Raw genomic sequence first — 25,413 nt, forward strand, 5'->3', positions numbered from 1 at the left:
GATTGTGGTTGCTGCAGCGGCTTTTTTAACACTTTAAATATAACATAATGTGTAAGCATTTTCAAGCCAAATGGCGGTAATTCACAGCCTATTTTCAGTTTTTTTTCGGCGGATTTCCGGGAGGGATTGTTACGTTCATCACGGATTTTTGATACAATGGGAAGGTTAATGAAAGGAGCTGCACATGTCTAATCTTCAACAGGCCTCCTCTCCGCTTCTGTGGGGGGATAAACGGTTCCATACCTGGAACTACGAAATGCGCGGGCAGATGGATACCAAGGTGTTCAAGGTCATGCTCGATGCGGGCTTCACCTGTCCGAACCGTGACGGTACCATCGCCAAAGGAGGCTGTACGTTCTGCAGTGCCAGAGGGTCAGGCGATTTCGCCGGAAGCCGCCGGGATGATCTGGTCACCCAATTCAACCATATCCGCGACCGCCAGCATCAGAAATGGCCGAATGCCAAATATATCGGCTACTTCCAGGCCTATACCAATACGTATGCTCCCGTCGAGGAGCTAAGGGAATATTATGAAGTCATTTTGCAGCAGCCCGGGGTTGTCGGCCTAGCCATTGCCACCCGGCCGGACTGCCTCCCGGATGATGTAGTCGAGTATCTCGCGGAGCTGAACCAGCGCACGTATCTATGGGTGGAGATGGGGCTTCAGACCATTCATCAGTCTACCTCGGATCTGATTAACCGCGCAGATGATACCGCCTGCTATACTGAAGCTGTTGCCAAGCTCCGGCGGCACGGCATCCGTGTGTGTACCCACATCATTCACGGGCTTCCGCAGGAAACGCATGAGATGATGCTGGAGACTGTAGCTGCTGTAGCTAATATGGGGGTTCAGGGAATCAAAATCCACCTGCTTCACCTCATGCGCAAAACGCCGATGGTGAAGCAGTACGAAGCCGGGCTGCTGAGGTTCCTGGAGCAGGATGAGTATGTGAAGCTCATCGCCGATTCGCTGGAAATTCTGCCGCCGGACATGATTGTCCACCGGCTGACCGGTGATGCCCCGCGCGATGCTCTGATCGGCCCGATGTGGAGCCTCAAGAAGTGGGAAGTGCTGAATGCCATTGACCATGAACTGGTTGCCAGGGATACCTGGCAGGGTAAGTACTGGAGGAAGGGCTGATGGGCTTCCTCTCTGTCCTTAGCTTCGCCCATAAGCTGACCGCTGAGCGGCTCTCGCCGGGCGGACGGGCTATCGACGCCACCGTGGGCACCGGCGCCGACACCCTGTTCCTCGCCAGGGCGGCCGGGCCGCGCGGCGGGGTGTACGGGTTCGACATCCAGCCGCAGGCGCTGGCTCTTGCCGGCGAGCGCCTGCGGCTGGCCCGGGAGGAAGCGCCGGCTGCGCTGGCTCCCGTGACGCTGCTGCAGCAGAGCCATGCAGCCATGGCTGAAGCCGTTCCGCCCACTTGGCGCGGAACGGTCTCGGCGGTGATGTTCAACCTCGGCTATCTGCCTGCGGGCGATGCCGATAAGACCATCATCACCGAACCGGCAAGCACGCTGGCCGCGCTGGAGGCGGCGCTTGCGCTGCTTCGCCCGGGCGGGATCATCACGGCCGTGCTGTATCCCGGCCACGAAGGCGGCGGCCGCGAAGCCGCCGCTGTCGAAGCCTGGGCCGCCGGACTGGCCCAGCAGGACGCGCAGACCATCGTGTACCGGCAGCTTCAGCGCGAGTCTGCACCGTATGTTGTAGCTATAGAGAAGAGACAAAGGGGCTAGCACTTGAAGGCAGCAAACCCTCTATAAGTTAAGATCATTCTATTATCAGGAAGGAAGATGTTGTAATGACGAAACCATATCCTCTGAAATTTCAGCCGGAATTCAAAGAACGTGTCTGGGGAGGCCGGGCGCTGGAGAAATTTGGCCTGAATCTGCCGGAAGGCCATATCGGCGAAGGCTGGATGATTGCCGATCATCCGAACGGCACCTCCTCTGTAGTCAACGGCGAGCTGGCCGGACAAGGCCTGGATGCCATCCGTGAGCAGTTCGGGCACGAGTGGTTCGGCAGCAAGGGAACTACGGAAGAAGGCGGAAGATTCCCGCTGCTGATCAAGCTGCTGGATTGCAACGACAACCTCTCCGTACAGGTACACCCTACGGATGATTATGCCGGACTTCCCAAGGGTGAGCTGGGCAAAACCGAAATGTGGTACGTGCTCGACGCCAAGCCAGGCGCCAAAATCATCTACGGCCTCAAGGAAGGCGTCACCCGCGAGATGCTGAAGGACGCGCTGGAGAACGGAACGGTTATGGACAGCCTGCAGGAAGTGACTGTAGCTGCCGGTGACTCCTTCTATATCCCTGCCGGGACTGTACATGCATTGTGTGCAGGTGTCGTTGTAGCGGAGATCCAGCAGAACTCAGACACTACATACCGGATTTACGATTATGACCGTCCGGGTCTGGACGGGAAGCCGCGCGAGCTGCATATCGAGGATTCCCTGAATGTGACTGCCTATGAGGGGGCAGGCGCAACTTCGATGAAGACAGATGGTGCCGTAGCCGGGGAATGGCTTAGAATGGCCTCCTCTCCTTATTTTATTGTGGAAAAAGGACTGGTATCCGGCGAATGGCAGCTCGCCACCACGGATGACAGCTTCACCATTCTGGTAATCTGCGAGGGCAGCGGCCATCTGATCTGGGAGGGCGGCTCCCAGCCTTATGCGGCTGGCGAATGTTATCTGCTTCCGTCAAGCCTGGGCGCTTACAGCATTGAAGGACAGTCTGCCGTCCTGCGCTCTTATCTGCCTTAAGCAGCCGGACTGCGTTTCACTTGGATCAGAAGCAACAGGTACTCTTTACGCTAGGAATGCTGAATTTCACTTTCAGGAGGACAGGCGATGACTGAGAACACTTTTACCATGACTGATCCCTTAGATGTCAAAATCCATGTCTATGAATGGCTGCCTGAGGCGGGAACGGAGATCCGGGGGATTGTGCAGATAGCACACGGTATGTGTGAAACGGCTGCGCGGTATGCCCGGTTCGCTTCGGCGCTCACCGCAGCCGGTTATGCTGTGTATGCCAATGACCACCGGGGACATGGCCTTACCGCCGGCAGAGTCAATCTGCTCGGCGACAGCGGGGAGAACGGCTTCTACTGGATGCGGCGCAATCTTCTTCAGCTTGCAGAGCTCGCCTGCTCCCGGCATGAGCACATGCCTATCTTCCTGTTCGCGCACAGCATGGGCTCCTTTCTGGCACAGAAGCTGATGTGCGAGGAAGGCCATGAGATCTATAGCGGCTTCATCCTCAGCGGCACCAATGGTCCCCGGGGCATGCTGCAGCTGGCGGAATCCCTGTCGAAGCTGCAGTTAAGGCTCCAGGGAGACCACCACCGCAGCGTGTTAATGAACGGAATTGTGTTTGGCGCATACAACCGCTCCTTCTCTCCGGTCCGGACGGCTTTTGACTGGCTCAGCAGCGACCCTGAGGAGGTAGACCGCTTCATTGCCGACCCGTATTGCGGAGCGATCTGCACTACCCGCTTCTTCCGTGATTTCTTCCATATGCTGCGGGAGCTGCATACCAGTTCTACTCTTCAGCATTTATGCAGCGACAAGCCGGTCTACCTGTTCGCAGGCGAGAAGGACCCTGTGGGGATGAACGGCCAAGGGGTGATGCGTATGGCTGAGTTATACCGGAAGCAGGGGCTTCAGGATGTAGAATGCAAGCTGTATCCGGGAGGCCGGCATGAAATGTTAAACGAGGTCAATCGGGACGAGGTCACGGCCGATGTACTGGACTGGCTCGCCCGCCACCTGCCTGCCGAATCCATGCGGCTTCCGCCCACGGCGGATTAGTTTTCACAGTCCCCACCAGGGCCGGTGGCATAGAACACAATGTATAGTGTTTTTCACATATATTTGGGCCGTGTGCCTGCTTACGAGCATAATGTATGCTGTTTTTCACATACATTCTGGCCGTGTGCCTGCTAACGAGCATAATGTATGCTGTTTTCCACATACGTTTGGTAGATATGCCTTGTACCAGCCATTGTATTCGGTTTTAAGCACCGTCCTTTTAAAGGGCGGTACAGTTTCAGTGGGAGATAGAAGGATAAGTTGTCGCGTGAAATATAGAAAATCCATATTTCAACAAAAGAGAGGCACTCCGTCAGGTACGGGATGCCTCTCTTTGAATTGTGCGGGTTAAGAACCCGCCGGGTGATTGCGCCAAGCGACAAGCTTCTCCTTCAAAACTTGCTTATAGGCCTGGAGCGCATACGCAGAATTATTTACTTTTGTCTTATTCAAGCTTAACAGGTTGTATATGTTATCTTCCAGCTTGCTTCTGCTCCTAAGTACCTCCAGCGTACCTTCTAAGCCCCGGTTTCCCTGCCTCACCCCATACCCCTGTGTGGTGTAATATTGGATGAACCCTTCTGACCACTCCAGGGGTCTCTCGCGGACAGCTTTGCGGAAAGCCTGCTCCAGGTCATCCTGTTCAATAACAATCAGCAGCGGGTTCAACGGCTTAACAATGGCCTCCAGCTCCTGAATGTAGCTTATCATGTACTCCTCGGCTGCATCGTGCCTGATCATCCCCATAGTCACAGGATTCTGGATAAAACAGCAATCAAACACATACGTATCCGGCCCACGCAAGGCCATCTCGGCAAACTGCCGCCACCTTGCTGTAATCAGCTTCCTGTGCTGAGCCAGCGGCAGTTCATATACATCCTTCCCGGCCAATGTGTCCATCCATTCCTTCGGAAGGAAAGGACCGTGTTCATTTATTATTTTCCGGTATCCGACCAGATAATTGTTGTCTTGACAGGTAGTGTGCGCGCTTAATACTTCCCCTGAATTCCCGCCGCAGATTCTCGACAGCTCAACATATTCTGCTTGGGTAAGGCAAGCTACGCCCTCATAATCAGCAGGATGATTGAGATTTCCTTCCAGGACAAGCTGAGCGCCCATATTCATCTCCGTAAGAATTTCGTAAACCAGTTGAGCCGCTGTAGACTTCCCGTAGCCGGGCAGACCTTCAATTAAGACTAATTTCGGTTGTTTCATATATCGTTCCCCCATTCACTCATTAGGAGGATAAACAGGTTAAGAGCCATAGAGATGCTATTTCCGGCAACAAAAAAGGATACCCGAAGGTATCCGCAGAAGCCGGTGTACGAACCCTTCACCCTGCATACCCTGTAAGTTGACAGAAAGACATGCCTAATAGCATAGTGATCTCCACTATTGCCAGCCCGTCCTTCAGTTCATTCACACTTACAAAGTAATCCACATGATAGGGTCTAAGCTCCTTTATTGGCATCTCTTTATTGATCGTAACATTGGAGCAGGTTTAATTCAATTAGGTATTATGAAAAGACCAAGGAATCACCGTAAGCTCCGGCCATTTCGACTTCCATTTCACTATTTTGGCCAAATAAACCTGCTCTGTAATCAGTGTTTTATTGGGTCGCAGAACGAATTGAAACAAATCCTCCAGACCAAATGGGGCATAAATCTTCCATTCCCCGTTCGGCTCAAGCCTTGCTCCCAGCGAAGTCACTGTAGTCGGCCAGGTATCAATTGCCGCTTCAAGCGACTGGTAAGGCCCGATCTCCACACCAAACTTCTGCGGGTACCACAGATGGACCCTGGCCTGATTCTTGAGATCAATCGGAACCGATATCCCTTCAAAAATCTCCTTGCCCTTCTTAATCACCTCATCCTCGGCAGCATAGCTCAAATCTTCCGCATCGAAATAAACGATATCGATATCACTAATTCCGTATTCCGGCGCCCGTCCGGTAAGCTCATTCCATACCGTCTGGGCCAGGCAGCCTGCACCTATGTAATAAGGGAACGGGACCCATCCTTGGGCACGCTTGAATACATCCGCCAGCAGCATACTGCGCGAGAATATGCCTGTCAGGCGTTCATACAATTCCTCATGCTCCTTCATAGGCAAAACTATGGACTCGGGTGACAGCTCATACTGTAAAATCCTCTGCGCTCCCTTGCTGCCGCGGCGTCTCAAGCCGTTATCCTTAAACCCTGCGATGGCATACAACTGCTTAGCAGGATAATTCTCCTCGTTCACAGCCAGCACAATCTGCCGGGCTTCAGGATAGTGACAGCGGATAAAATCCGGCAGCAGCAACATTGCTGCTTTGGCGAACCCCCGGCCCTGACTGGCGTAATCTATCAGGAAAGCCCGGAGCAGAACTGCCCCTTCGTAGTCCTGGTAGAAATTCGAGATGCCTTCACCAGTATGAAGGATGAAGAAGCCTACCGCCTGTTCTTCGTAAACAATGACCACCCCGGCCTTACCGGCATCTTCCCGGATATCCTGAAGAGTCTCCCCCGGCAACCCGGTGAACTGCAATTGCTCCGCCGGAAGCTGGAAGCCAAGTAACTGGTCCCTGAATCGCTCCCTGTGCTCGTCACCGAACTTAAACAATGATATGTGCTGCTCATTCAAACGTATGCCCTCCATAGGTAACCAACTCCCGCTCATGCTCCTTTGCGGCCGCATTGCTTATTGTGATCGGTTTTTCGATTACATTTGGCTCACGCGCACACGCTGCGCCGAATGTGATCGGTTTTTCGATTACATTTGGCTCACGCGCCCACGCGACGCCGAATGTAATCGGTTTTTCGATTACATTTGGCTCACGCGCCCACGCTGCGCCGAATGTGATCGGTTTTTCGATTATATCAGCCCATGTCCGGTGCAACCAGGGTCCCTAACCTACAAAGGCAGCGTGTAATACTGTGCCCGCTGGCTCTCGTCCTGCTGATACAGGACGACCAGCAGCGTGCGGCCTTCGCCTGCCCCAGGGTGCGGATCGTTAAGGGCCGCCGCTGGCACACCACCGGCCGCTGCTGCCACAGAACGCAGCAGATCTGCCTCAGCAGCGGCCACGCCGCCCGCTCCAGCTCCCCCGCGTTCTGCCGGGGCCGCTGCTGTAACCGCCGCGAGTATCTCCCGGCCGTTCCCGTTCCCGTTCCCGTTCCCGTTCCCGTTCCCGTTCCCGTTCCCGTTCCCGTTCCCGTTCCCGGCACCAGCCTCAGCCTCAGCCTCAGCCTGCGCCCCAGCGCCAAGCTCCCCGTCATAGCGAAGCCCGCTGATCGAGTCCAGCACCGGCGTAAGGCGGAACGGCAGCTCGTCGAGCACGATGAACTTCTGCAGCTCCCGCTCGCTAAGTCCGGCCTCCGCCAGCTTGGCAGAGATCAGCTCCGGCTGACTGGCGATCTGCTTCAGGTGCTTCGCCCACTCGGCTTTATCAAGCACATCGTCCCACCAGATTTTGCGTGGCTTGTACTTGTGGCCCAGGAAGTAGTCCAGCTTCATCAGGCCAGTGACAATGCCCATAGACGGCGTGCCCCGGTCCGTCAGGAAATTATGCAGCCGGGTGAACAAATCCTCCAGCTGATGCCCGATCTTCTGCCAGCCCCGCTCTTCCCAGTAGTCCCCGAACTCCTGGAAGAAGTCGAACGGGGACGGAAAGACATGGCGGATCAGGTACTTGACCGAATGAGCCAGCCGCTGGCTGTTCCAGTACTTCTCCAGCACATCCTCCAGCCGCTTGAGCCGGATAATATCGGCGAACGGCATGACATGGCTGCTGAGAATTTCGTATGGCGCATGCTCCATATACGTGTAGTCGTATTTGGCGGCCTGGGCGCGCAGCCCTGTGCCGCGCAGCATTTTGAGGAAACCTAATTGCAGCTCCTCCGGCTCCATGGCGAAGACGTCATTGAAGGTCTTGCGGAAGGTGGCGTAATCCTCCATTGGCAGTCCGGCGATCAAATCGAGATGCTGGTCGATGTTGCCGCTGGCCTTGATCTTCATCACCGTGCGCGACAGCTTGGTGAAGTTCTGGCGGCGCTTGACCAGCTCATTGGTCTCATCATTCGTCGACTGGACGCCGATCTCGAAGCGGAAGACGCCCGGAGGGGCGTTCTGCGCCAGGAAATCCAGCACCTCGGGACGCATAATATCGGCGGTAATTTCGAACTGGAACACGCAGCCCTGATGATTATCGATCAGGAACTGGAACATCTCCATCGCATAATTGCGGTTGATATTGAACGTGCGGTCCAGAAACTTGATCACCTTGGCACCGCCCTCAATCAGATAGAGCAGATCGGACTTCACCCGTTCGATATCATAATAGCGCACGCCCACCTCAATACTGGACAGGCAGAATTGGCAGTTGAAGGGACAGCCCCGGCTTGTCTCAAAATAAACGATACGCTTACTCAGCTCCGGCAGATCCTCCGCGAAGCGGTGCGGGGTCGGCAGGGTATTGAGATCGCTTTTGGGACGGGGAGGATTGACGATCAGCTCTTCGCCCTTGCGGTAAGCTGCACCGTATACGAAATGGTACTTGTGTTCATCCCGGATCTCCTGCAGCAGATGGTGGAAGGTCTCTTCCCCGTCACCGTTCACGACGAAATCTACTCCGGCCTCCCTTTTCATCCAGTAGAGCGGCTCATAGGATACCTCCGGCCCGCCCAGCACAATCTTGACCTCCGGCATGACCTGCTTGAGAATTCCGACCAGCTTGATGGTCTCCTCGATGTTCCAGATGTAACAGGAGAAGCCAATCACATCCGGCTGCTTCTGAAAAAGGTCAGACACGATGTTCATCGCGGGGTCTTTGATGGTATATTCCGCCAAAAGGATATCCTTGAACTCATGCTCGCTATACGCCTTCAGCAGCCGGATCGCCAGCGATGTATGAATATATTTGGCATTTAATGTGGCCAGGATGATTCTCATGCCTTATAACCTTCTTTACATGTCATTTTGAAAAAACTCCAGGAAGGCCTTGCCGTACTTCCGGTACTTCACTTCACCGACACCCTTCACCCTCAGCATCTCGCTTTCCGTCTGCGGACAGACCACGCTCATCTCGCGCAGCGTCGCATCATTGAAAATGATGTACGACGGCACATGCTCGCGCCCCGCCAGCTCGCGGCGGATCAGGCGCAGCTGCTCGAACACCGTCTCGTTGACCGCAGACGGCGAAGTATCGCGCGGGCGGCTGCGGTCCCGCGTGCCGGAGGTGACCAGCGTGCGGGCCACGCGCTGATGCACCTGGCGCTGGCCGCGCAGCACCTCGGCTGCCAGCGGCTGCAGCCGGACCACCGGATACTGGCCTTCGGACAAGGCCAGATAGCCTTCCGAGATCAGCATGTTGATGATCTCGGTAATCTCCTTCTCACTGCGGCTGGACATAGCGCCGTGGGTCGGCAGCTGCTCGAAGCCGTATTGCAGCACCTTCTGGTTACGCGAGCCCTTCAGCACGGAGGAGACCAGCGCCACGCCGTAACGCTCCCGCATCCGGTGGATGCAGGAGAAGATCTTCTGCGCTTCTACGGTGATATCCACCAGCTCACGCTCATCGGTACAGGAGCTGCAGATCCCGCAGTGATCATCGTCATGGCTCTCGCCGAAATAGTCGAGCTGCGCACTGCGCAGGCAGCGGGTGGTATAGCAGTATTCAATCATCTGCTGAAGCTTGCGGTATTCATTGGCTTTGCGTTCCGGGTCCTGCGGGTTCTGCTCAATCAGGAACTTCTGCGTCATGATATCCTGCGCACTGAACAACAGGATACAATCGCTCGGCTCCCCGTCACGCCCGGCACGGCCCGCCTCCTGAACATAAGCCTCCATGTTCTTCGGCATATTGTAATGAATGACATAACGCACGTTAGACTTGTCGATCCCCATCCCGAAGGCATTCGTAGCGACCATGACGCGGATATCGTCATACAGGAAGCCTTCCTGGCTGTCCGCCCGCTCCTGGTCGTTCATTCCGGCATGATAGCGCCCGGCAGTGATCCCTGCGGCCTGAAGGCGCTGGTAGAGATCATCCACCTCCTTGCGGGTGGCGGCATACACGATGCCCGGCTGATGGGCATGCTGAGCCGCGTAATCCAGCACGAATTCGCGCTTGTTCTCTCCGCGCAGCACGGACATCGCCAGGTTGTCGCGGCCAAGGCCGGTCATGAAGACGCCCGGCTCGCGCAGGCGCAGCAGCCGGACCATATCCTCCATGACCTCCGGGGTAGCCGTAGCGGTGAAGGCCGCCAGAATCGGACGCTGCGGCAGCTGCTCCACGAACGGAGAGACCGCGAGATAACTGGTACGGAAGTCATGGCCCCACTGCGAGACGCAGTGCGCCTCATCGACAGCTACGCAGGAGATGTTCAGTCCCGCCATCTCCAGGCGGAACCAGTCCAGCTCCAGACGCTCGGGAGCCACATAGAGCAGCTTCAAGTCGCCGCGGCGGGCCGCGCGGATGCGCTCATTCACTTCTTTGCCGCTCAGGGTGCTGTTGATGTAAGCAGCGGGAATCCCTGCCGTCGTAAGAGCATCCACCTGATCCTTCATCAGGGAAATCAGCGGCGAGACGACCAGGGTAAGCCCCGGCTGCAGCAGCGCCGGAACCTGATAACAGATGGATTTGCCGCCTCCGGTGGGCAGAATGCCCAGCGTATCGCGGCCTTCCAGCAGATTGTTCACAATTTTCTTCTGGCCGTCCCGGAAATCGGGATAACCGTAATATTTTTGCAGCTCGGCCTGGGCCTGCTCCATTAATGATCCTTGCATCTCCATATCGCTTCAAACTCCTTAAGGCTTTCTACCTTTTAGTTTACCGGGCAACCGGCTGCCAAGCAACCGCCTGAAGCAGATATCATAGCACTCCTTCCGGGCCGTCCGCATAGAAGTTACATAAAAACCGCACGATCAAGCAACACTTTAGATAGATTCATCCATCTGCCCCATAAAGGAGGTCGCCCGTTTGCAAGATTGGAAAGAAAAATATGCCTCCTACATAGATAAGCAACAGTCTTCTCCTACAGATCAGGAGCCTGCCAGCGGCAGCAAGCTGACAGGAGAGCTAAAGACCGATCTGCCGGACCTTCAGGCCAGGCTCGGAGAGAACGGCGACCTGGTGGTACGCGAATTCCTGCTCTTCGGGGCTTATCCTGCTGCCATGCTCTTCTTCTCCTCACTCGTGAATATGGAGCAGGTGCGCGAGCATGTACTGAAGCCGCTGATGGCCCCGCCGCCAGGCAAGCCTGAGATCCCGGAAGATACGGGCGGAATGATTCATTATATCTGGAGTACTGCCGTCCAGGTCACTCAAGGCACCACAACTGCCGATCTGTCCGCTCTCCCTCAAGCGGCTGTGAAGGGTGACCTGATTCTGCTGATCGACGGGGTTCCCGAAGCGCTCCGTATGGAGATGCGCCAGATTGAAATGCGCGGGGTCGAGCAGCCGCAGACGGAGCAGGTCATCCGCGGGCCCCGTGAAGGCTATGTGGAGAAGCTGGAGAACAACCTGTCCCTGCTGCGCTACCGGCTGCAGAGCACAGACTTCCGGATTGAGATCAGTCCGCTTGGGGAGCGTACCCAGTCAAGGGTGGCTCTATGCTATATAGACAGTGTCACAGACAGCGCTCTGGTGGCTGAAGTCATGCGCCGAATCTCGCTGATTCATACCGACGGCATCCTCGATGCCGGATACATCGAACAGTTCATCGAAGACCAGCCGCTCTCCCCCTTCCCTCAGGTTCAGAGCACCGAGCGGCCGGACAAGACTATTGCCGCCCTTCTGGAAGGACGGGTCGCCATTCTCGTCGATGGCTCCCCGTTTGCCCTGATTGTTCCCGCCCTCTTCAACCAGTTCTTCCAGACGGTGGATGACTATACGGAACGCTTCATTATGGGCAGCCTGATCCGGATCATCCGGCTGATTGCTTTGGCCAGCTCACTATTTTTCCCTGCGTTATATGTCTCTGTAATCTCCTTCAACCCCGAGCTGCTGCCTACTGATTTCGCTGTGGCGATCTCGGGAGGCCGGGCGGGCGTGCCGTTTCCGGCTGTGCTGGAGGTGCTGATTATGGAGGTATCGATGGAGGTGCTGCGGGAAGCGACGATCCGGCTGCCGCAGATGATCGGCGGAGCATTATCTATTGTGGGCGTGCTCGTCATCGGACAGGCTGCCGTGGGCGCAGGATTGGCCAGTCCGATCACGGTTGTCATTGTGGCTCTGACGACCATCGGCTCGTTCGCCACCCCCGCCTACAATGCGGCGATCGCCCTGCGGATGCTGCGGTTTCCGCTAATCCTTCTGGCCGGTATGTTCGGCCTCTATGGAGTCATGATTGGCACGATTCTGATTCTGAATCATCTCTTGTTCCTGGAGTCCTTCGGCGTTCCTTATATGTCCCCTTACATTCCCGGCAAATGGCGTGATCTGAAGGATACGCTGGTGCGGGTACCTCTCTGGTGGATGCGCCGCCGCCCCAGCTTCCTGCATGTCCGGGATACAGACAGACTGCCCCGCAGCGTGCCATCCGCAGAGATTGACCAGATTCTCAGGCAGGGAGATGAGACCGATGAATAATCCGCGCCAGATTACGACTCTGCGCGCAGCAGCCGTGATCAGCAGCACCATTATCGGAGTGGGCATCCTCAGCTTCCCGCGTTATATGACCGAAGCAGGCAACAGCAGCGCTCCCCTTGTTGCGCTCTGCGGTGTACTGCTCTCCTTCATCAGCTACTGGCTCCTGGCCTCCCTCTGTCAGCGGTTTCCGCAGGAGACCCTGTTTGTGTTCAGCCGCCGCCTGATTGGACGCCCGCTTGCTGCTATTTTCACTGTGGTAATTATGCTGCTGTTCATTGTACTCACCGGCCTCACTGTACGCCAATTCGGGGATGTTGCCACAACCGTGCTGTACAAAAAAACACCGATCGAAGCAACCATCTTCCTGATGCTGCTCATCAGTCTGCTGTCCTCCAGGCGCAACGTTGTGAAGTTCTCCTATATCCACTTCTTCTATCTGCCGCTGATTACCGGCTCTATTCTGGTCACCATTCTGCTCTCACTCAAAAATGTGGATATACTCAATCTGCAGCCTGTCCTGATGCCCCCAAGCTTCCAGTTCTGGAAAGGGGTGCGGGAGGCCACCTACCTGTTCCAAAGCTCCTTCGTCATCGTACTGCTGATTCCATTCATGGAGAAGCCCGGGCATGCGGTTCGTGCGGGGGCCTGGGCCATCTTCCTGTCGGGAGCAATCTACGTGCTGATCGTCATTGCCTCTGTAGGGATATTCGGTGCCGAGGAGACCAAGCTGCTGATCTACCCTACCCTGGAGATGGCCCGTTCGGCGGCCTTTGGCGAGGGATTCCTGGAGCGGCTGGATGCGATCTTCATTATTATCTGGGTCATCTCTGTCTACACGACGATCTACACCACTTATTACATATCTGCCTATCTGCTGCACAAGCTGCTGCGGTTCCGCGACCAGCGGATGGCCTCCACGATTCTGCTGCCGGTAGTGTTCATCCTGGCTATGCTGCCTTCAAATGTGTTCGAATCTTACCGGTGGGCCCTTCACCTCGGCAATGCCGGCATGATGCTAATGTTCGGCTATCCGCTGCTGCTCTGGACGGTCTATCTGCTCAGACGCCACAAGAAGAAGGTGACCTCATGAATATACAGCTTCCGCGCACGCTCGCCCTGCTCCTATTGCTGGCGATAGCCGCCCCGCTGCTCAGCGGATGCTGGGATCAGGTGGAGATTGAGGACCGTGCGCTGGTTCTTGGCTTATCCATTGACAAGATCTCTGCAGACGATACGCAAAAAGAAGACCGGGTGACTCACATCCATGATAACTCTCTGCCTACGGAGATGATCAGTGTCACCGCTCAGATTGCCGTCCCGGGCAGAGTCCCGCTGGGCCCCGGCACCGGCGGCAGCGCAGGGGAAGGCAAGACGAGTCCCGTCTGGGTAGTCAGCGTGCGCGGCATCTCTCTCGACGATGCCATGAATAATCTGCAGCAGCAGATTGCCGACCCGCGTTATCTGGTCCACCTGCGGATCATCATTATCAGCGAGGAGATTGCCCGGGGCAGCCTTGCCGAGCTGAATGATTATCTGCGGCGCAACCCGGAAATCCGGCGCAGAACCTGGCTGCTCGTCTCCGAGGGCCGCGCGTCCGGCTTCATGGATGTGAACCCGCCGCTGCAGCGTGTGCCCACTCTTTATATTTTGTCCATGATGGAGAAGTCCGTCTCCTCCGGCAAATTCCCCCGGGATTATATCGGCACCTTCTGGTCAGCCGACTCCAGGTGGGGACAAAGTGCTTATCTGCCTTATGTGGCACTGCGCAACAAGGATAATATCCTCATTGCTGGGCTGGCTTATTTCAGCGGCGGCCGGATGGCGGGCAAAACGGCCCCGATTGAGATTGGCGGGTTCATGGCGATGCAGGGGATGGACCCCGGCGGCTATTCCACTCTCCTCCGTACGCAGGAGCTGGGGATTGTTATGACCAAGATCAATGAACGCTTCACCCGCACCAGGAGCTATATTAAGGACGGCAAGCCTTATTTGTCCTATGAGATCTTCCTGGAGGGAGATTTGGATGAGCATTACAGCAGCGATGTTCCCGTCAATTCCCCGCAGAAGCTGCATGAGATCGAGCGGGATTTCGAGCAGCAGATTCAGACGGTGCTGCACGGACTGGTGAAGCAGACCCAGCAGGACCACTCTGATATTTTTGGCATGGGCGAACAGATCAGAAGCCATCATCCCGGCTACTGGAGGGAACACATCCACGGCAAAAACGACTGGGAGAGCCTGTACAGCAGTGTTGGTGTAGAGATCAGACTGACTCTGCATATCCGCAGAGTCGGCCTCAAGCATGACTAAGCATCAGCCCATACAAGTATCTGTTGAAGGAGGAGAAAGCCTATGATCCGGTTGCTGGGAAGCCTAGCCGGGATAATGTTGGTCTCGGCAATGCTCCTGTTGGTGGTGGATATCCGAATTTACAGTAACCGGGGCTGGCTCCGGGAGAAAAAATACGCCAGAGTCGTGGCTTGGAGCTATATCGTGCTCTCCCTGATGATCTGTATCGGCCTGCTCCTCTATATCTAGCTGCCCGCTTACGTCCGTAGTATTTCTTCACGGCCCATGGTATATTGAGGAGTAACCTATTAAAGGACGGAGAATGCGGTCATGAATACAAGAAGAACCAGAAATCAGGGGAACAGAACCTCTAACCATAAACAGGGAGCAAGATCCGGAGCCCCGGCCAAGCCGGCAGCTGCACCCAAATCCTACACGGTAGCCGAGCCTGCGGAACTGCTTGCTTTTCTGCTGAAGACGATTACGAACAAGGGGCGCAACTCGATCAAATCCATGCTCTCCCGCGGGCAGGTTGCTGTGAACGGCAAGCCGGTGACGAAGCATAACCATCCTCTCCATCCCGGCCAGACCGTGACGATTGACCAGGAGAAGCCTGCTGAAGCCAAGGAGCTGCTGGGACTGACCATTGTCCATGAAGATGACGATATTATCGTGATTCAGAAGGATGCGGGACTCCTGTCTATCGCTACCGGAGAAGATAATGAACTGACGGCTTACCGCCAGCTGATGGAGCATGTCCGCCTGAGCAATCCGAAGAACCGCGTCTATGTGGTGCACCGGCTGGACCGTGATACCTCGGGTGTCATGATGTTTGCCCGCAGCGAGGCAATTCAGCAGGCCCTCCAGAACAGCTGGAAGGAGACCGTCAAGGAACGCTCCTACGTGGCTCTGGTGGAGGGCGCGGTCAAGAAATCCGAAGGCACAATCAGCTCCTGGCTGAAGGAGACTTCCACGCTGAAGATGTACTCCAGTCCGCATGAGGGAGACGGACTGCATGCCGTAACCCGCTATAAGCTGATCCAGGCGAACCGCCACTTCTCTCTGCTGGAGGTGCACTTAGAGACCGGACGGAAGAATCAGATCCGTGTCCATATGTCCGACATCGGCCATCCGATTGCCGGGGACAAGAAGTACGGCGCAGAGACCAAGGCGGTCGGCCGTCTCGGCCTGCATGCCCGTGTGCTCTCGTTCGTTCATCCGACCACAGGCGAGATTCTGACGTTTGAGAGTGCGATCCCGAAGACTTTTCTGAAATACACGGCACCGGCACCTACGAACTAATCCCTAAGCTGTAAGTGCTGACAGCGAAGCATAATAGAGAAACGATAAGAAGGTGCGCTCTTGTTCCACCCTACTGTTTTTGACAATATCAAAATCGCCCTGGAGAACCAGATCTACGACTTCGATAATCTGGATGGGATTCTAGTTGTAACAGACCGGTCCGATTCTCTCAATCTCGCGCTGATGTCGCGGGAGTTCAGCCTCGCGTTCAAGCTGACCGGAGGCCTGAATGTGACGTCGGAGATTCTGCTCCAGTCCACAGTGAAGGACCTTGGCGATGAGATTCTGGAGACGCCGGGCAGCGACCCGGGATGCAGTCTTTTCTTACGCTTTTATCTGGAGATCCAGGATGTAAATGAGCAGTGCTCCACGATTGAAGAGATTCTGATCCGAATCTGGGGACCTGAATTTCGGCCTGTGCAATCGCTCAGCTTCCGCTATGGACAGACGGAGGATACGTACAATAACTGTGTTGAACTGCAATTCAAACGGCAAATTACCGAAGAGCAAATGGAAGATCTTCCGAACCTCTTGAAGTTCCTGCTGCAGAGCGCAGAGGAGCTGGAAGAGGTATAACGCTATACATGGGGTGAGCTGATAATGAATTTCCTGCCTCCTGCCCGGACGGGCCGCTGGCTGGCATGGTCTGCCGGTTACGCGCTGCTGCTATGGCTACTGCTGATTCTGCACAGGTACTTGTGGTTAGGTGATCCTTTCAACTTTATTCTTGCCCTGCGTTGGGCCATCCTTGCCCTTGTCATCTCAGGCATAGTCAACGGGTTCGGCTGGTTGGGTGCACAGCTTGTCTGGAGCTTCTCAACCGCGGGAACTGTGGCGGGAATCTTCCTGATGTACATGTACACTTACCGTGGGATATCGGGCTTCGAGGATCTTGCGGGCTTTCTGTCCTTCGGCCTGTTTACAGCAGGCGGCTTCGCTCTGGGTCTGATCGCCGAAGGCGGCCGCCTGCTGATACACTATTGGCGCACACGCTGATTCCTGTTAGGAGCTGATGACCCCTATGTCTAATTCCCTGCTGACCAAAAATGCACTCGCCCATTCACTCAAGGACCTGATGGCCCATCTTCCGCTGAACAAAATCTCTGTCCGGCATCTGGTCGAGGATTGCGGTGTGAACCGGCAGACCTTTTATTATCATTTTCAGGATATCTATGATTTGCTGGGCTGGATCTACAAGACGGAGGCTGTCGAGAGCATTGCCCAGTACCGCAGCTACAGTACGTGGACTGACGGATTCTACCGGATATTCTGCTATATCGAGAACAATAAGGCGTTCTGCTGCAACACCTTGGACTCCCTCGGACGGAGGCATCTGGACGCATATCTGTATGAGGTGACGAATGATCTCGTCATGGGCGTCATCAACGAGCTGGCCGCCGGGCTGAATGTCGGGACATCGGATAAGCGGTTCATCGCCAACTTTTACACACTGGCCTTCACCGGACTCATCATTCAGTGGATGCAGGACGGGATGAAGGAGCCGCCGGGGCCGATGATTGAGAAGCTGAGCGTCCTGATTGAAGGGAACTTCCTGAAGGCGCTGCATAAATATGAGAACATTTTGTCGTAACCTTAGGGGTTGCGGCTTTTTTTCTGCCCAAAAACGTTACACTTTGTTCCATATGTCCAAATTTTATACAGATCAAGCGCTTTGATGATACCCTCCAGAGCGGGACTGGATTACACTCGGTTCAGGTCCAGTATTCAAGCAAATCTATGGAGGCGGTAATCAGTGAAAAAAGAGTACGGTAACGAGCAGGTATATTTCGTAGGCGGTGGCATTGCATCCCTTGCGGGTGCAGCCTATCTGGTTAGAGACTGCAATTTTCCCGGACAGAACATTCACATTATTGAAGAGATGAAGATCCTTGGCGGCAGCAATGACGGTGCCGGCGATGCAGAGCATGGATATGTCATTCGCGGCGGCCGGATGCTGAACGATGAGACCTATGAGAACCTGTGGGAGCTATTAAGTACCATTCCGTCCATTGACCAGCCGGGTATGACGCTGCGGGAAGAAATCGTTCAATTCGACGAGTCCAATCCGACCCGCGGCCAGGCACGGCTGATCAACAGCAAGGGTGAGGTTGAGGACGTCACCTCCATGGGCTTCGATATGGCAGACCGCCTGGCCCTGGGCAAGCTGATCATGACGCCGGAGCCAGCCATGGGCACCTTGCGGATTAACGACTGGTTCGGACCGCATTTCTTCACAACGAACTTCTGGTACATGTGGGCAACCACCTTTGCCTTCCAGCCTTGGCATAGTGCGGTTGAGTTCAAGCGTTATATGCTCCGCTTCATGCACGAGTTCCCTAGGATTCAAACGCTTGAAGGCGTAACCCGTACCCCATACAACCAATATGATTCCATCATTCTGCCGCTGTATCAATATCTGGAGCCGCTGGGCGTAGATTTCACCTTGAAATGTACCGTAACCGATCTGGAATTCAAAGATGGCGACGGCATTACTGTGACAGCGATGAAGGTGGTCCGCGAGGGCGTGGAGGACACGATCCAGGTTCATGAAGGCGACCGCGTAATTGTGACGAACGGCTCGATGACCGAAGGCGCAAGCCTCGGATCGATGACCTCCGCTCCCGGCCTGAACGGTAAGGGCAGCTCTTGGAAGCTGTGGGAGACGATCGCCGCGAAGAAGCCGGGGCTAGGTAATCCCTCTTCCTTCGACGATCATGTAGACGAATCCAAATGGGAATCCTTCACGGTGACCTTCCAGGACTCGAAGTTCTTCGACCTGATGGAGAAGTTCACCCGCAACCGGGCCGGAACCGGCGCACTCGTAACGTTCAAGGATTCCAGTTGGTTCATGTCGGTCGTGCTGGCGTTCCAGCCGCATTTCCGCAACCAGCCGGAGCATGTCAGGGTCTTCTGGGGATATGGCCTGTACCCGGACAAGGTCGGCGATTATGTGCACAAAAAAATGTGCGACTGCACCGGCGAGGAGATTATGGAGGAGCTGATCGGACATCTGCACTTCGAGGCGCATAAGGAAGAGATCATGGCTACCGCCAACTGTATTCCCTGCATGATGCCGTATATCACCTCCCAGTTCATGCCGCGCCTGAACAGCGACCGGCCGCGGGTGGTGCCTGAAGGCTCAACCAATCTGGCCTTTATCGGCCAATACTGTGAGATCCCGGACGATATTGTTTTCACAGAAGAATACTCCGTCCGTGCCGCCCGCATCGCCGTCTACACCCTGTTCGGCGTGAATCGTCCGGTAGAGCCGATCAATGCGTACCAGAACGATGTGCGCACCCTGTTCTCCAGTCTGGTGACTTCGTTCCGGTAACGGAATGATCCAGCTAATAAAAACCCCCGCTGCATGAATTTCATGCGGCGGGGGTTTCGTGCGTCCATTTGTTGCAAACTTGCCAAGGTAGGCCCGAATATCCTGCAATTCCGCTTCCAAAACCTATGCATAACGCCCTCTGAGTCCGGCAAGCCGCCTAAAATAGCCTTTTGGCGCAATTAGCGGAACTGTAGTCCGTAACCAGACTCGTTCGTCCCGGCGCAGAACGCTGCAACGCTTACCTGAAGCCAGCCACTGATCGCAATCAGATGCTGCAGGAACCGTCATCACAGCCGTCAGCAGACGGTGCAGCCCCGGTTTTCGGCTGGCCGACCACTTGAAGCTCTGGACCCTTCTGTTCCTCCGCCCATACCGTATCCAGGACTTCAGTAAAGACCGGACCCGGCTGTGCGCCGGATACGGCGTACTTATTATTGAAGACGAAGAACGGAACGCCGGTGATGTTCAGCTGCCGGGCAGCTTCAATGTCAGCCTGGACCCGGTCGCCGTAAGCCTCACTGTCGAGCACCTCAGCCACTTTGGCCTGATCCAGTCCGGCCTCGTCAGCCAGCTCAGCCAGCACTTGGCGGTCACCCACATTCAGTGAATCTGTGAAGTAAGCGCGCAGCAGCCGTTCGGTCATCTGCGCAGCCTTGCCCTGAGTAGCGGCATAGTGGCTCAAGCGGTGAGCATCGAAGGTATTCGTGGACTGAATCGTATCGAAATTGAACTCCAGACCCACACCCTTCGCCTGCTCGGCCAGTTGTGCGTTCATCTCCTTGGCCTTGTCACGGGTCATGCCGTATTTGCTGGCCAGCAGCTCATGAATATCTCTCGTCTCATCGGTGCGTGCATTCGGGTCCAGCTGGAAGCTGCGGAACACAACCTCCACCTGGTCACGGCCGGGGAATTGGCTCAGCGCGTGCTCCAGCCGTCTTTTGCCGATATAGCAGAACGGGCAGGCATAATCAGACCATATATCTATTCTCATGGGTATTCCTCCTGAATGGTAATGGGCTTGCATTTCACTTACTATTATATAGTTAAAAACCGAAAATTACAAACAAACTTTCTGAACGCCCCGCATCCCTCTTCCCTGCGGCTTCCCGGAGAAAAGTAAACGAAAGAGGTATATACGTCCACCCGGCCGGACAGGTAAAATTAGAGCAACATCTTTAATACAAAGCGGACGGTCTATGGCGTCCCGAAAGGAGTCAGCGGCATGCATGACCTGTCTATAGTCATTCCCACGCGTAACCGGATCAGCGATCTGACCCTCTGCATTGAATCCATCGGCGCGCAAACCGGACTGGAGAATGTCTCCATCGAACTGCTGATTGTGGACGACGGTGAGATCGAAGAACGGGTGCTGGAGTATTTCCGTGAGGTGCTCGGGCGTCTTCCGGATGCCAGTCTATGTTATTACCGCAAAACCAAGCCCGGTGTCTGGCTCTCCCGCTACGAGGCTCTCGGGCTCATCGACGGGGAGATTCTGCTCAGCTTCGATGACGATGCGGAGCTGGATGATCCGCTCTATATCCGCCGGATGCTCGATACTTACGCCTCAGATCCGTCCATTGCCGGGGTCGGCGGAATCGCCAAGGGTCTCTCCAGCAGCAAATCGGGCAAGCTGCTCGGCAGGCTGACCTGTCAAATGTCGGCGTCACCAGGCAGACTGTCGGCAAGCACACTGGCCGGATCTCTTCTCTTATGGGGGGAGACGGAGAATATTTTTGAGACGGACTTCTTCCATGGCTGCAATATGTCCTTCCGCAGCTCGGCTCTGCGGGATATGAAGCCGTACCCCTGGATGACCAGCTATGCAGTGGCGGACGATATCTATATGTGCCATCTGGCGAGCAGATACGGCAAGCTGGTGATTAACCCGGAGCTGAAAATTATGCATCATGAATCGCCCAGCTCGCGCGACAAGGCAGGCCGGGTCGCCCGGGCGACCGCAGTCAATCATTATTATCTGCTGAATCTGCGCAAAGCACCCGTGAAAAATTATGCAGCTCTGCTCTGGACCTTGTCTTACCTCACCGTCAAGTCTACGCTCAAGCGGAACTTCAATGCCGTCTCCGGCTACGCCAGCGGCATTCTGTTCGTGCTTAATCCCCGCAAGAATAAATACAGGGAATTCATGCTGGACTAGGCCGGCTTCCGCGCTGTCGCAGAAGTTCTGTACCACAAGCCGAGACGCTGTCCTGTTCATGGCCGGACAAAAAGGGTGCCCCCGAAGCAGCTTCGTGCTGCCCCGGTGACACCCTTTTACCCGCTTAGCTCTTAAGCCGAATAGCCAAAGCCCAGGATGGTGAAGCACTTCTCCTGATCCTCCGGCGCCATCCGGATCTCCACCATATGCTGCTCGCTCTGCTCATTCTTGTACAGAATCACAGCGTTGCAATGCGTCCAGCTATTCACATGCGGATCTGCCGTCAGCACCAGCTTGCCGTCCACATAGACCTCCGCCTTGCCCACATCCGGGCTGCGCGAATCTTTGAAGACCAGGATCAGATTCTTGCTGGTGATTGTCAGCCTGAAGCGATCCTCGCCGGACGCAGCCGTGTGCATCCAGTTATGCGGGAATTGCGGAGTGCCGAACGGGTTGTCATCCATCTCCACCTGCTGCAGTTCGTCATCCGTACCGTTGAAGCCGCCTGCTTCAATAGCAATTGCAGCACCTGCGCTGCCCAGATCACTTATGCGGTCCAGCAGCCGGACCTGGGCAAAATCATTGCCGAGCACAGGCGCCCCCGTCAGCGTATCCTCTTCCTCTTCATCCATCCCCGCCCGGGCGGTTTCGGAGAACAGGTAGCCCAGGGAGTCCGCCATTACGCGGTGCCCGTCATTCGTAGGGTGATAGATATCGTAGAAGAATTGCCGCTTGGAGATGATATTTCCTTCGGCCTTACTCAGCCGGAACTGCTCTGTTACTACATCTTTGATACTGACCATCGGGAGATTATAGCGTCTGCCTACCGGGGAGAGGCGGTCCTGCAGGTTCCAGTCGTTCACGAACACACTGAACAGCAGGATGACGGCTGGCTGGTTTGCGGCAGACAGGATTTTGAGACAGAGGCTCTCGAAGCAGTTGCCCTTCGTCTCGTCCCCTTCATCATTCACAGCAAATTCCACCACTACGATGTCAGGAGCGGCTGCACCATCCCTCAGCACATCCCGCTCGTAGCGGATCATCCCCAGCTCGGAGGGCGTCCCGCCAACCCCGGCCTTGATGAAATGAATATTCTCTCCACCGTCCTTGCCGAATAGCTCCTTAAACCTCAAGTACGACTGATAAGCATAACATTCTGTATGGATCGGCTTGGCCCCTGCACCCTGTGTGATGGACCCGCCAATATAAGCAATCGTCACATCCTCGCCGCGCGCAGCTTTGTCCATAGCCCGCTTCAGCCGCCGGTTATTGCCCGCATGCAGCAGGGACTTCGCAATCATCGCGCGGTAAGCAGACGAATCGAAGTCTACCGGAGGTTCCGCTGTCAGCTCAGGCGCCGTGTATCCGTCATTCAGGTAGAGAACGATGCTCGCTGTCGCCAGTTCCCCCTCGTTGTTGAACTCAAAGGCATATTTGCCGGGAGCCACATCCTCCTCAGACCACTCTGTCTCCTCCAGCTTCACCAGGATTTCCGTTCCATCGCCCGGGCAGGGGACCCGCAGCTGCGTGCCGGTCTCATACTTGCTGGTTCTGCCCCAATTCTGCATGAGAAAAGTGACCGCAGCCCCTTCCTCCGCCGTCTTCACAGACACTCCAATGCTATGCACCAGCTTGCGGAAGCCGGTCCAGTCCCTAAGCATCGCCAGCATCTGCTCATCCGTAACCCCGCCTATGTATTTGGCCTTATCGATCAGATAATTACCCTCCAGATAGACCTCTTGCGAGGGCTTACCCTCCGCCAGGGCAGTCGCTTCGATTGCTGTCTCGAACATGACGAAGAAGCCGTCACGGCGCTCCACTGGATCTTGGGGTGCCGCCGGACCCTCCTGCCCGCCAAGCCCGGTACCACTGCTATACTCTTCCATATCCATCAGCCTCACTTTGTCTGAAGGCGCTCTCACCCATCAGGACCAGGACAGCTATTCCCCGCCGCCATGCCCGCTCTTGACTTCAGCTGCGCCATAATAGTCTGCATTAACGAATCCATTATAGCCCGGGGGCTGGAGCAGCTCAACGTACAACCTGAAGCTCTGTTTAGTTATTACAACAATTCGCTAGTTTGCCACTATTGCAGCATTCCGGTGGAGATGAACAGAATCATATGCTCTTTGATTTTGTCCTGATCCAGCGGCACATGGGATTTGTTCCATTCCGTGGTCAGCGCCAGATACATCCGCAGAATCATAAACGCCGCCACACTGGCATCGCAGGCCTTCACTTCTCCGTTCCCGATGGCCTCCTCGATCTGCTGCTGCAGGAAGTCCAGCGCGTAGCCCTCCATCCGCTTCACGCCTTCGAGCGCCTGGGCTGTACCGATATCCCGGACCTCCTGGGCCAGCTTCACGAACAGCTCATGGTCCAGGCGGAACTCCAGAATGGAATCCAGCAGATGAAGCAGCTTATGTACGAAAGAAATTTGCTGCGCAGCCACACGGCTCATCACCGATGTTAATTCGGATGTGGCCTTGTCCAGAATTTCCTCGAACAGTTCTTCCTTCGTTTTGAAAAAGGTATAGATCGTACCCTTGCCCACATTGGCGATTCTGGATACCTGATCCATCGTCGTAGCTTTATAGCCGAATTGTACAAAGGACAGAGTTGCTGCCTGCAGAATTAACGCTTTACGGTCAATAGACATAGGTCATGCTCCTTTACTTTATATGTTGAAAATATCACAAGCCTCCCCCTTCGGCAAGCCGCGCTTTCGCACAAAATGTCACCAAATGAGTATCCATTGCCGTTCTTTCTGGGGTATGATAGTAAAGATGCAACCACGAAACTAATTGTATGGATGGTGGAATATGTCTGAAATCAAAAAAACATCTAAGAACAAAAAAACCGTTGTAACTCTGGCCGCGCTCGTCGTTGTTATCGCTGCGGCTGTGGTAATCTGGCTTACAGTAGGCAACAACAAGACTGAAGACAGCCCTGCTGCTACCGGAACCGGCGATACGAAGTCCCTGGAGCAGACATTTTATATTTATGACACCGTCGTGAATATCAAGGTGTTCGGCGATACAGTGGAGCAGAAGAATATGGACGACATTCAGGCCATGCTGGAACGGATGGACATCGAGTTCAGCCGCACCAAAACGAACGGTGAATTGTACGCAGTGAATCGGGCAGCCGGCAAAGAAGCCGTTGCCGTATCTGATGAAACGCTGGATATCGTGAAGCTCTCCCTCAAGTATGCCGAGGAAATGGACGGGCTGTATGATCCGACCATCGGGCCGCTGGTGGATCTCTGGGCCATCGGTGAAGGCGGAGAACGTGTACCGGACCAAGCAGCGATCGACAAGGCGCGGAGCCTGGTCAATTATAAGGATGTTATCGTAGATGAAGCCACGAAGACAGTGAAGTTAGCCAAAGAAGGCATGGTGCTGGACATGGGCGGAATCGGCAAGGGCTATGCGGCTGACCGGATCGCCGACTATCTCAAGGCCCAGGGCCTGAACAGCGCGATGATCAATCTCGGGGGCAGCAGCATTATCGCCCTGGGCAACAAACCCAACGGTTCACAGTGGAATATCGGCTTGCAAGACCCCGATCAGAGCCGGGGCACCCAGCTCGGCACGATTAAAATTACCGATGAGGTCATTGATGCTTCCGGGGTGTATGAGCGCTTCTTCATGCAGGACGGGGTGCGTTACCACCATATCCTCGACCCCCGCACGGGCTTCCCTTCCCAAAACGGGCTGAAGAGTATCACTATCATGAGCCCCAATGCGACAGACGCGGACGCTCTTTCCACCGGTGTGTTCCTCATGGGCCTGGAAGACGGGATGAAATATCTTGAAGCGCTGCCGGAGAAGGTTGAGGCCTTCTTCATTACGGACGATAACAAGATCTATGCCACCTCTGAGCTGAAAAAACGGCTGAATCTGACCGATCCGGCTTATAGCTTCGCTAATTAAC

General features: G+C 55.3%; 23 protein-coding genes. 15 read left to right on the forward strand and 8 right to left on the reverse strand.

Annotated elements, in window-relative coordinates; translation table 11 throughout:
* Nucleotides 1–184: 184 nt before the first annotated feature.
* From NSU18_RS12795 to NSU18_RS12810, 4 genes are all read left to right on the forward strand, one after another.
* Complete coding sequence (locus NSU18_RS12795) at nt 185–1,141, forward strand: TIGR01212 family radical SAM protein (protein ID WP_341149183.1); 957 nt, start codon at nt 185–187, stop codon at nt 1,139–1,141.
* Nucleotides 1,141–1,740 carry a tRNA (mnm(5)s(2)U34)-methyltransferase gene (locus tag NSU18_RS12800; RefSeq protein WP_341019356.1) on the forward strand — a complete coding sequence of 200 codons (600 nt, stop codon included), beginning with the start codon at nt 1,141–1,143 and terminating at the stop codon, nt 1,738–1,740. Before NSU18_RS12795 ends, NSU18_RS12800 begins: the two co-directional genes overlap by 1 nt.
* A gap of 65 nt (nt 1,741–1,805) precedes the next feature.
* On the forward strand, nt 1,806–2,774 hold the full coding sequence (locus NSU18_RS12805) for a type I phosphomannose isomerase catalytic subunit (protein WP_341149184.1): 969 nt from the start codon (nt 1,806–1,808) through the stop codon (nt 2,772–2,774).
* An 87-nt stretch (nt 2,775–2,861) separates the two neighbouring features.
* Nucleotides 2,862–3,824, forward strand: coding sequence for an alpha/beta hydrolase (locus NSU18_RS12810; protein WP_341149185.1), 963 nt, complete (start codon nt 2,862–2,864; stop codon nt 3,822–3,824).
* A 348-nt stretch (nt 3,825–4,172) separates the two neighbouring features.
* On the opposite strand, the gene NSU18_RS12815 is transcribed toward NSU18_RS12810, so the two are convergent.
* From NSU18_RS12815 to recQ, 5 genes are all read right to left on the reverse strand, one after another.
* Nucleotides 4,173–5,039 (reverse strand): hypothetical protein, encoded by an 867-nt coding sequence (locus tag NSU18_RS12815; protein WP_341019352.1) that lies wholly within the window; start codon nt 5,037–5,039, stop codon nt 4,173–4,175.
* 295 nt (nt 5,040–5,334) lie between these two features.
* The gene (locus tag NSU18_RS12820) at nt 5,335–6,450 is read right to left on the reverse strand and encodes a nucleotidyltransferase family protein (protein WP_341149186.1); all 1,116 of its coding nucleotides are present in this window, start codon (nt 6,448–6,450) and stop codon (nt 5,335–5,337) included.
* A complete protein-coding gene (locus NSU18_RS12825; protein WP_341149187.1) occupies nt 6,443–6,706 on the reverse strand; it encodes a hypothetical protein in 264 nt (87 codons plus the stop codon). Before NSU18_RS12825 ends, NSU18_RS12820 begins: the two co-directional genes overlap by 8 nt.
* A 14-nt stretch (nt 6,707–6,720) precedes the next feature.
* On the reverse strand, nt 6,721–8,757 hold the full coding sequence (locus tag NSU18_RS12830; RefSeq protein ID WP_341149188.1) for a B12-binding domain-containing radical SAM protein: 2,037 nt from the start codon (nt 8,755–8,757) through the stop codon (nt 6,721–6,723).
* A gap of 15 nt (nt 8,758–8,772) precedes the next feature.
* On the reverse strand, nt 8,773–10,599 hold the full coding sequence (gene recQ, locus NSU18_RS12835; protein ID WP_341149189.1) for a DNA helicase RecQ: 1,827 nt from the start codon (nt 10,597–10,599) through the stop codon (nt 8,773–8,775).
* Nucleotides 10,600–10,786: 187 nt separating this feature from the next.
* Between recQ and NSU18_RS12840 the strand changes: the two genes are divergently transcribed.
* The 9 genes from NSU18_RS12840 to NSU18_RS12880 all read left to right on the forward strand — a co-directional run bounded on the left by NSU18_RS12840 (nt 10,787) and on the right by NSU18_RS12880 (nt 19,322).
* Entirely contained in the window at nt 10,787–12,397 is a 1,611-nt protein-coding gene (locus tag NSU18_RS12840; RefSeq protein WP_341149190.1) for a spore germination protein, read from the forward strand.
* Nucleotides 12,390–13,487 (forward strand): GerAB/ArcD/ProY family transporter, encoded by a 1,098-nt coding sequence (locus NSU18_RS12845; RefSeq protein ID WP_341149191.1) that lies wholly within the window; start codon nt 12,390–12,392, stop codon nt 13,485–13,487. The genes NSU18_RS12840 and NSU18_RS12845 overlap by 8 nt, the downstream gene beginning before the upstream one ends.
* Nucleotides 13,484–14,707 (forward strand): Ger(x)C family spore germination protein, encoded by a 1,224-nt coding sequence (locus NSU18_RS12850; protein WP_341149192.1) that lies wholly within the window; start codon nt 13,484–13,486, stop codon nt 14,705–14,707. Before NSU18_RS12845 ends, NSU18_RS12850 begins: the two co-directional genes overlap by 4 nt.
* Before the next feature lie 42 nt (nt 14,708–14,749).
* Complete coding sequence (locus NSU18_RS12855) at nt 14,750–14,935, forward strand: CLC_0170 family protein (RefSeq protein WP_341149193.1); 186 nt, start codon at nt 14,750–14,752, stop codon at nt 14,933–14,935.
* 81 nt (nt 14,936–15,016) lie between these two features.
* Nucleotides 15,017–15,988, forward strand: coding sequence for an RluA family pseudouridine synthase (locus NSU18_RS12860; protein WP_341149194.1), 972 nt, complete (start codon nt 15,017–15,019; stop codon nt 15,986–15,988).
* 60 nt (nt 15,989–16,048) lie between these two features.
* A complete protein-coding gene (locus NSU18_RS12865) occupies nt 16,049–16,564 on the forward strand; it encodes a hypothetical protein (protein WP_341149195.1) in 516 nt (171 codons plus the stop codon).
* A 24-nt stretch (nt 16,565–16,588) separates the two neighbouring features.
* Nucleotides 16,589–16,984: a hypothetical protein gene (locus NSU18_RS12870; protein WP_341149196.1), complete on the forward strand. Its 396-nt coding sequence runs from the start codon at nt 16,589–16,591 to the stop codon at nt 16,982–16,984.
* 25 nt (nt 16,985–17,009) lie between these two features.
* The gene (locus tag NSU18_RS12875; protein WP_341149197.1) at nt 17,010–17,579 is read left to right on the forward strand and encodes a TetR-like C-terminal domain-containing protein; all 570 of its coding nucleotides are present in this window, start codon (nt 17,010–17,012) and stop codon (nt 17,577–17,579) included.
* Between the two features lie 162 nt (nt 17,580–17,741).
* On the forward strand, nt 17,742–19,322 hold the full coding sequence (locus tag NSU18_RS12880; RefSeq protein ID WP_341149198.1) for an oleate hydratase: 1,581 nt from the start codon (nt 17,742–17,744) through the stop codon (nt 19,320–19,322).
* A 265-nt stretch (nt 19,323–19,587) separates the two neighbouring features.
* Here NSU18_RS12880 and NSU18_RS12885 read toward each other — a convergent pair whose 3' ends face one another.
* Nucleotides 19,588–20,313, reverse strand: coding sequence for a DsbA family oxidoreductase (locus tag NSU18_RS12885; protein ID WP_341019332.1), 726 nt, complete (start codon nt 20,311–20,313; stop codon nt 19,588–19,590).
* A gap of 231 nt (nt 20,314–20,544) precedes the next feature.
* Here NSU18_RS12885 and NSU18_RS12890 point away from each other — a divergent pair, with 231 nt between their 5' ends.
* Entirely contained in the window at nt 20,545–21,477 is a 933-nt protein-coding gene (locus NSU18_RS12890) for a glycosyltransferase family A protein (protein ID WP_341019330.1), read from the forward strand.
* A 131-nt stretch (nt 21,478–21,608) separates the two neighbouring features.
* Here NSU18_RS12890 and NSU18_RS12895 read toward each other — a convergent pair whose 3' ends face one another.
* Complete coding sequence (locus NSU18_RS12895; protein WP_341151037.1) at nt 21,609–23,363, reverse strand: SGNH/GDSL hydrolase family protein; 1,755 nt, start codon at nt 23,361–23,363, stop codon at nt 21,609–21,611.
* 200 nt (nt 23,364–23,563) lie between these two features.
* Nucleotides 23,564–24,136, reverse strand: coding sequence for a TetR/AcrR family transcriptional regulator (locus NSU18_RS12900; RefSeq protein WP_341019322.1), 573 nt, complete (start codon nt 24,134–24,136; stop codon nt 23,564–23,566).
* A gap of 163 nt (nt 24,137–24,299) precedes the next feature.
* Here NSU18_RS12900 and NSU18_RS12905 point away from each other — a divergent pair, with 163 nt between their 5' ends.
* Entirely contained in the window at nt 24,300–25,412 is a 1,113-nt protein-coding gene (locus NSU18_RS12905; RefSeq protein ID WP_341019321.1) for an FAD:protein FMN transferase, read from the forward strand.
* Nucleotide 25,413: the final 1 nt, after the last annotated feature.

Source organism: Paenibacillus sp. FSL H8-0048, assembly GCF_038002825.1.
Taxonomy (GTDB): Bacteria; Bacillota; Bacilli; order Paenibacillales; family Paenibacillaceae; genus Paenibacillus_AQ.

What these genes read in the sequence shown, in the direction of transcription:
- NSU18_RS12885 (WP_341019332.1), bottom strand. Translation starts at nt 20,313, where the DNA reads ATGAGAATAGATATATGGTCTGATTATGCCTGCCCGTTCTGCTATATC.
- NSU18_RS12805 (WP_341149184.1), top strand. Translation starts at nt 1,806, where the DNA reads ATGACGAAACCATATCCTCTGAAATTTCAGCCGGAATTCAAAGAACGT.
- NSU18_RS12870 (WP_341149196.1), top strand. Translation starts at nt 16,589, where the DNA reads ATGAATTTCCTGCCTCCTGCCCGGACGGGCCGCTGGCTGGCATGGTCT.
- NSU18_RS12895 (WP_341151037.1), bottom strand. Translation starts at nt 23,363, where the DNA reads ATGGAAGAGTATAGCAGTGGTACCGGGCTTGGCGGGCAGGAGGGTCCG.
- NSU18_RS12830 (WP_341149188.1), bottom strand. Translation starts at nt 8,757, where the DNA reads ATGAGAATCATCCTGGCCACATTAAATGCCAAATATATTCATACATCG.
- NSU18_RS12815 (WP_341019352.1), bottom strand. Translation starts at nt 5,039, where the DNA reads ATGAAACAACCGAAATTAGTCTTAATTGAAGGTCTGCCCGGCTACGGG.
- NSU18_RS12845 (WP_341149191.1), top strand. Translation starts at nt 12,390, where the DNA reads ATGAATAATCCGCGCCAGATTACGACTCTGCGCGCAGCAGCCGTGATC.
- NSU18_RS12905 (WP_341019321.1), top strand. Translation starts at nt 24,300, where the DNA reads ATGTCTGAAATCAAAAAAACATCTAAGAACAAAAAAACCGTTGTAACT.
- NSU18_RS12850 (WP_341149192.1), top strand. Translation starts at nt 13,484, where the DNA reads ATGAATATACAGCTTCCGCGCACGCTCGCCCTGCTCCTATTGCTGGCG.
- NSU18_RS12860 (WP_341149194.1), top strand. Translation starts at nt 15,017, where the DNA reads ATGAATACAAGAAGAACCAGAAATCAGGGGAACAGAACCTCTAACCAT.
- NSU18_RS12855 (WP_341149193.1), top strand. Translation starts at nt 14,750, where the DNA reads ATGATCCGGTTGCTGGGAAGCCTAGCCGGGATAATGTTGGTCTCGGCA.
- NSU18_RS12800 (WP_341019356.1), top strand. Translation starts at nt 1,141, where the DNA reads ATGGGCTTCCTCTCTGTCCTTAGCTTCGCCCATAAGCTGACCGCTGAG.
- NSU18_RS12810 (WP_341149185.1), top strand. Translation starts at nt 2,862, where the DNA reads ATGACTGAGAACACTTTTACCATGACTGATCCCTTAGATGTCAAAATC.
- NSU18_RS12890 (WP_341019330.1), top strand. Translation starts at nt 20,545, where the DNA reads ATGCATGACCTGTCTATAGTCATTCCCACGCGTAACCGGATCAGCGAT.
- NSU18_RS12795 (WP_341149183.1), top strand. Translation starts at nt 185, where the DNA reads ATGTCTAATCTTCAACAGGCCTCCTCTCCGCTTCTGTGGGGGGATAAA.
- NSU18_RS12900 (WP_341019322.1), bottom strand. Translation starts at nt 24,136, where the DNA reads ATGTCTATTGACCGTAAAGCGTTAATTCTGCAGGCAGCAACTCTGTCC.
- NSU18_RS12875 (WP_341149197.1), top strand. Translation starts at nt 17,010, where the DNA reads ATGTCTAATTCCCTGCTGACCAAAAATGCACTCGCCCATTCACTCAAG.
- recQ (WP_341149189.1), bottom strand. Translation starts at nt 10,599, where the DNA reads ATGGAGATGCAAGGATCATTAATGGAGCAGGCCCAGGCCGAGCTGCAA.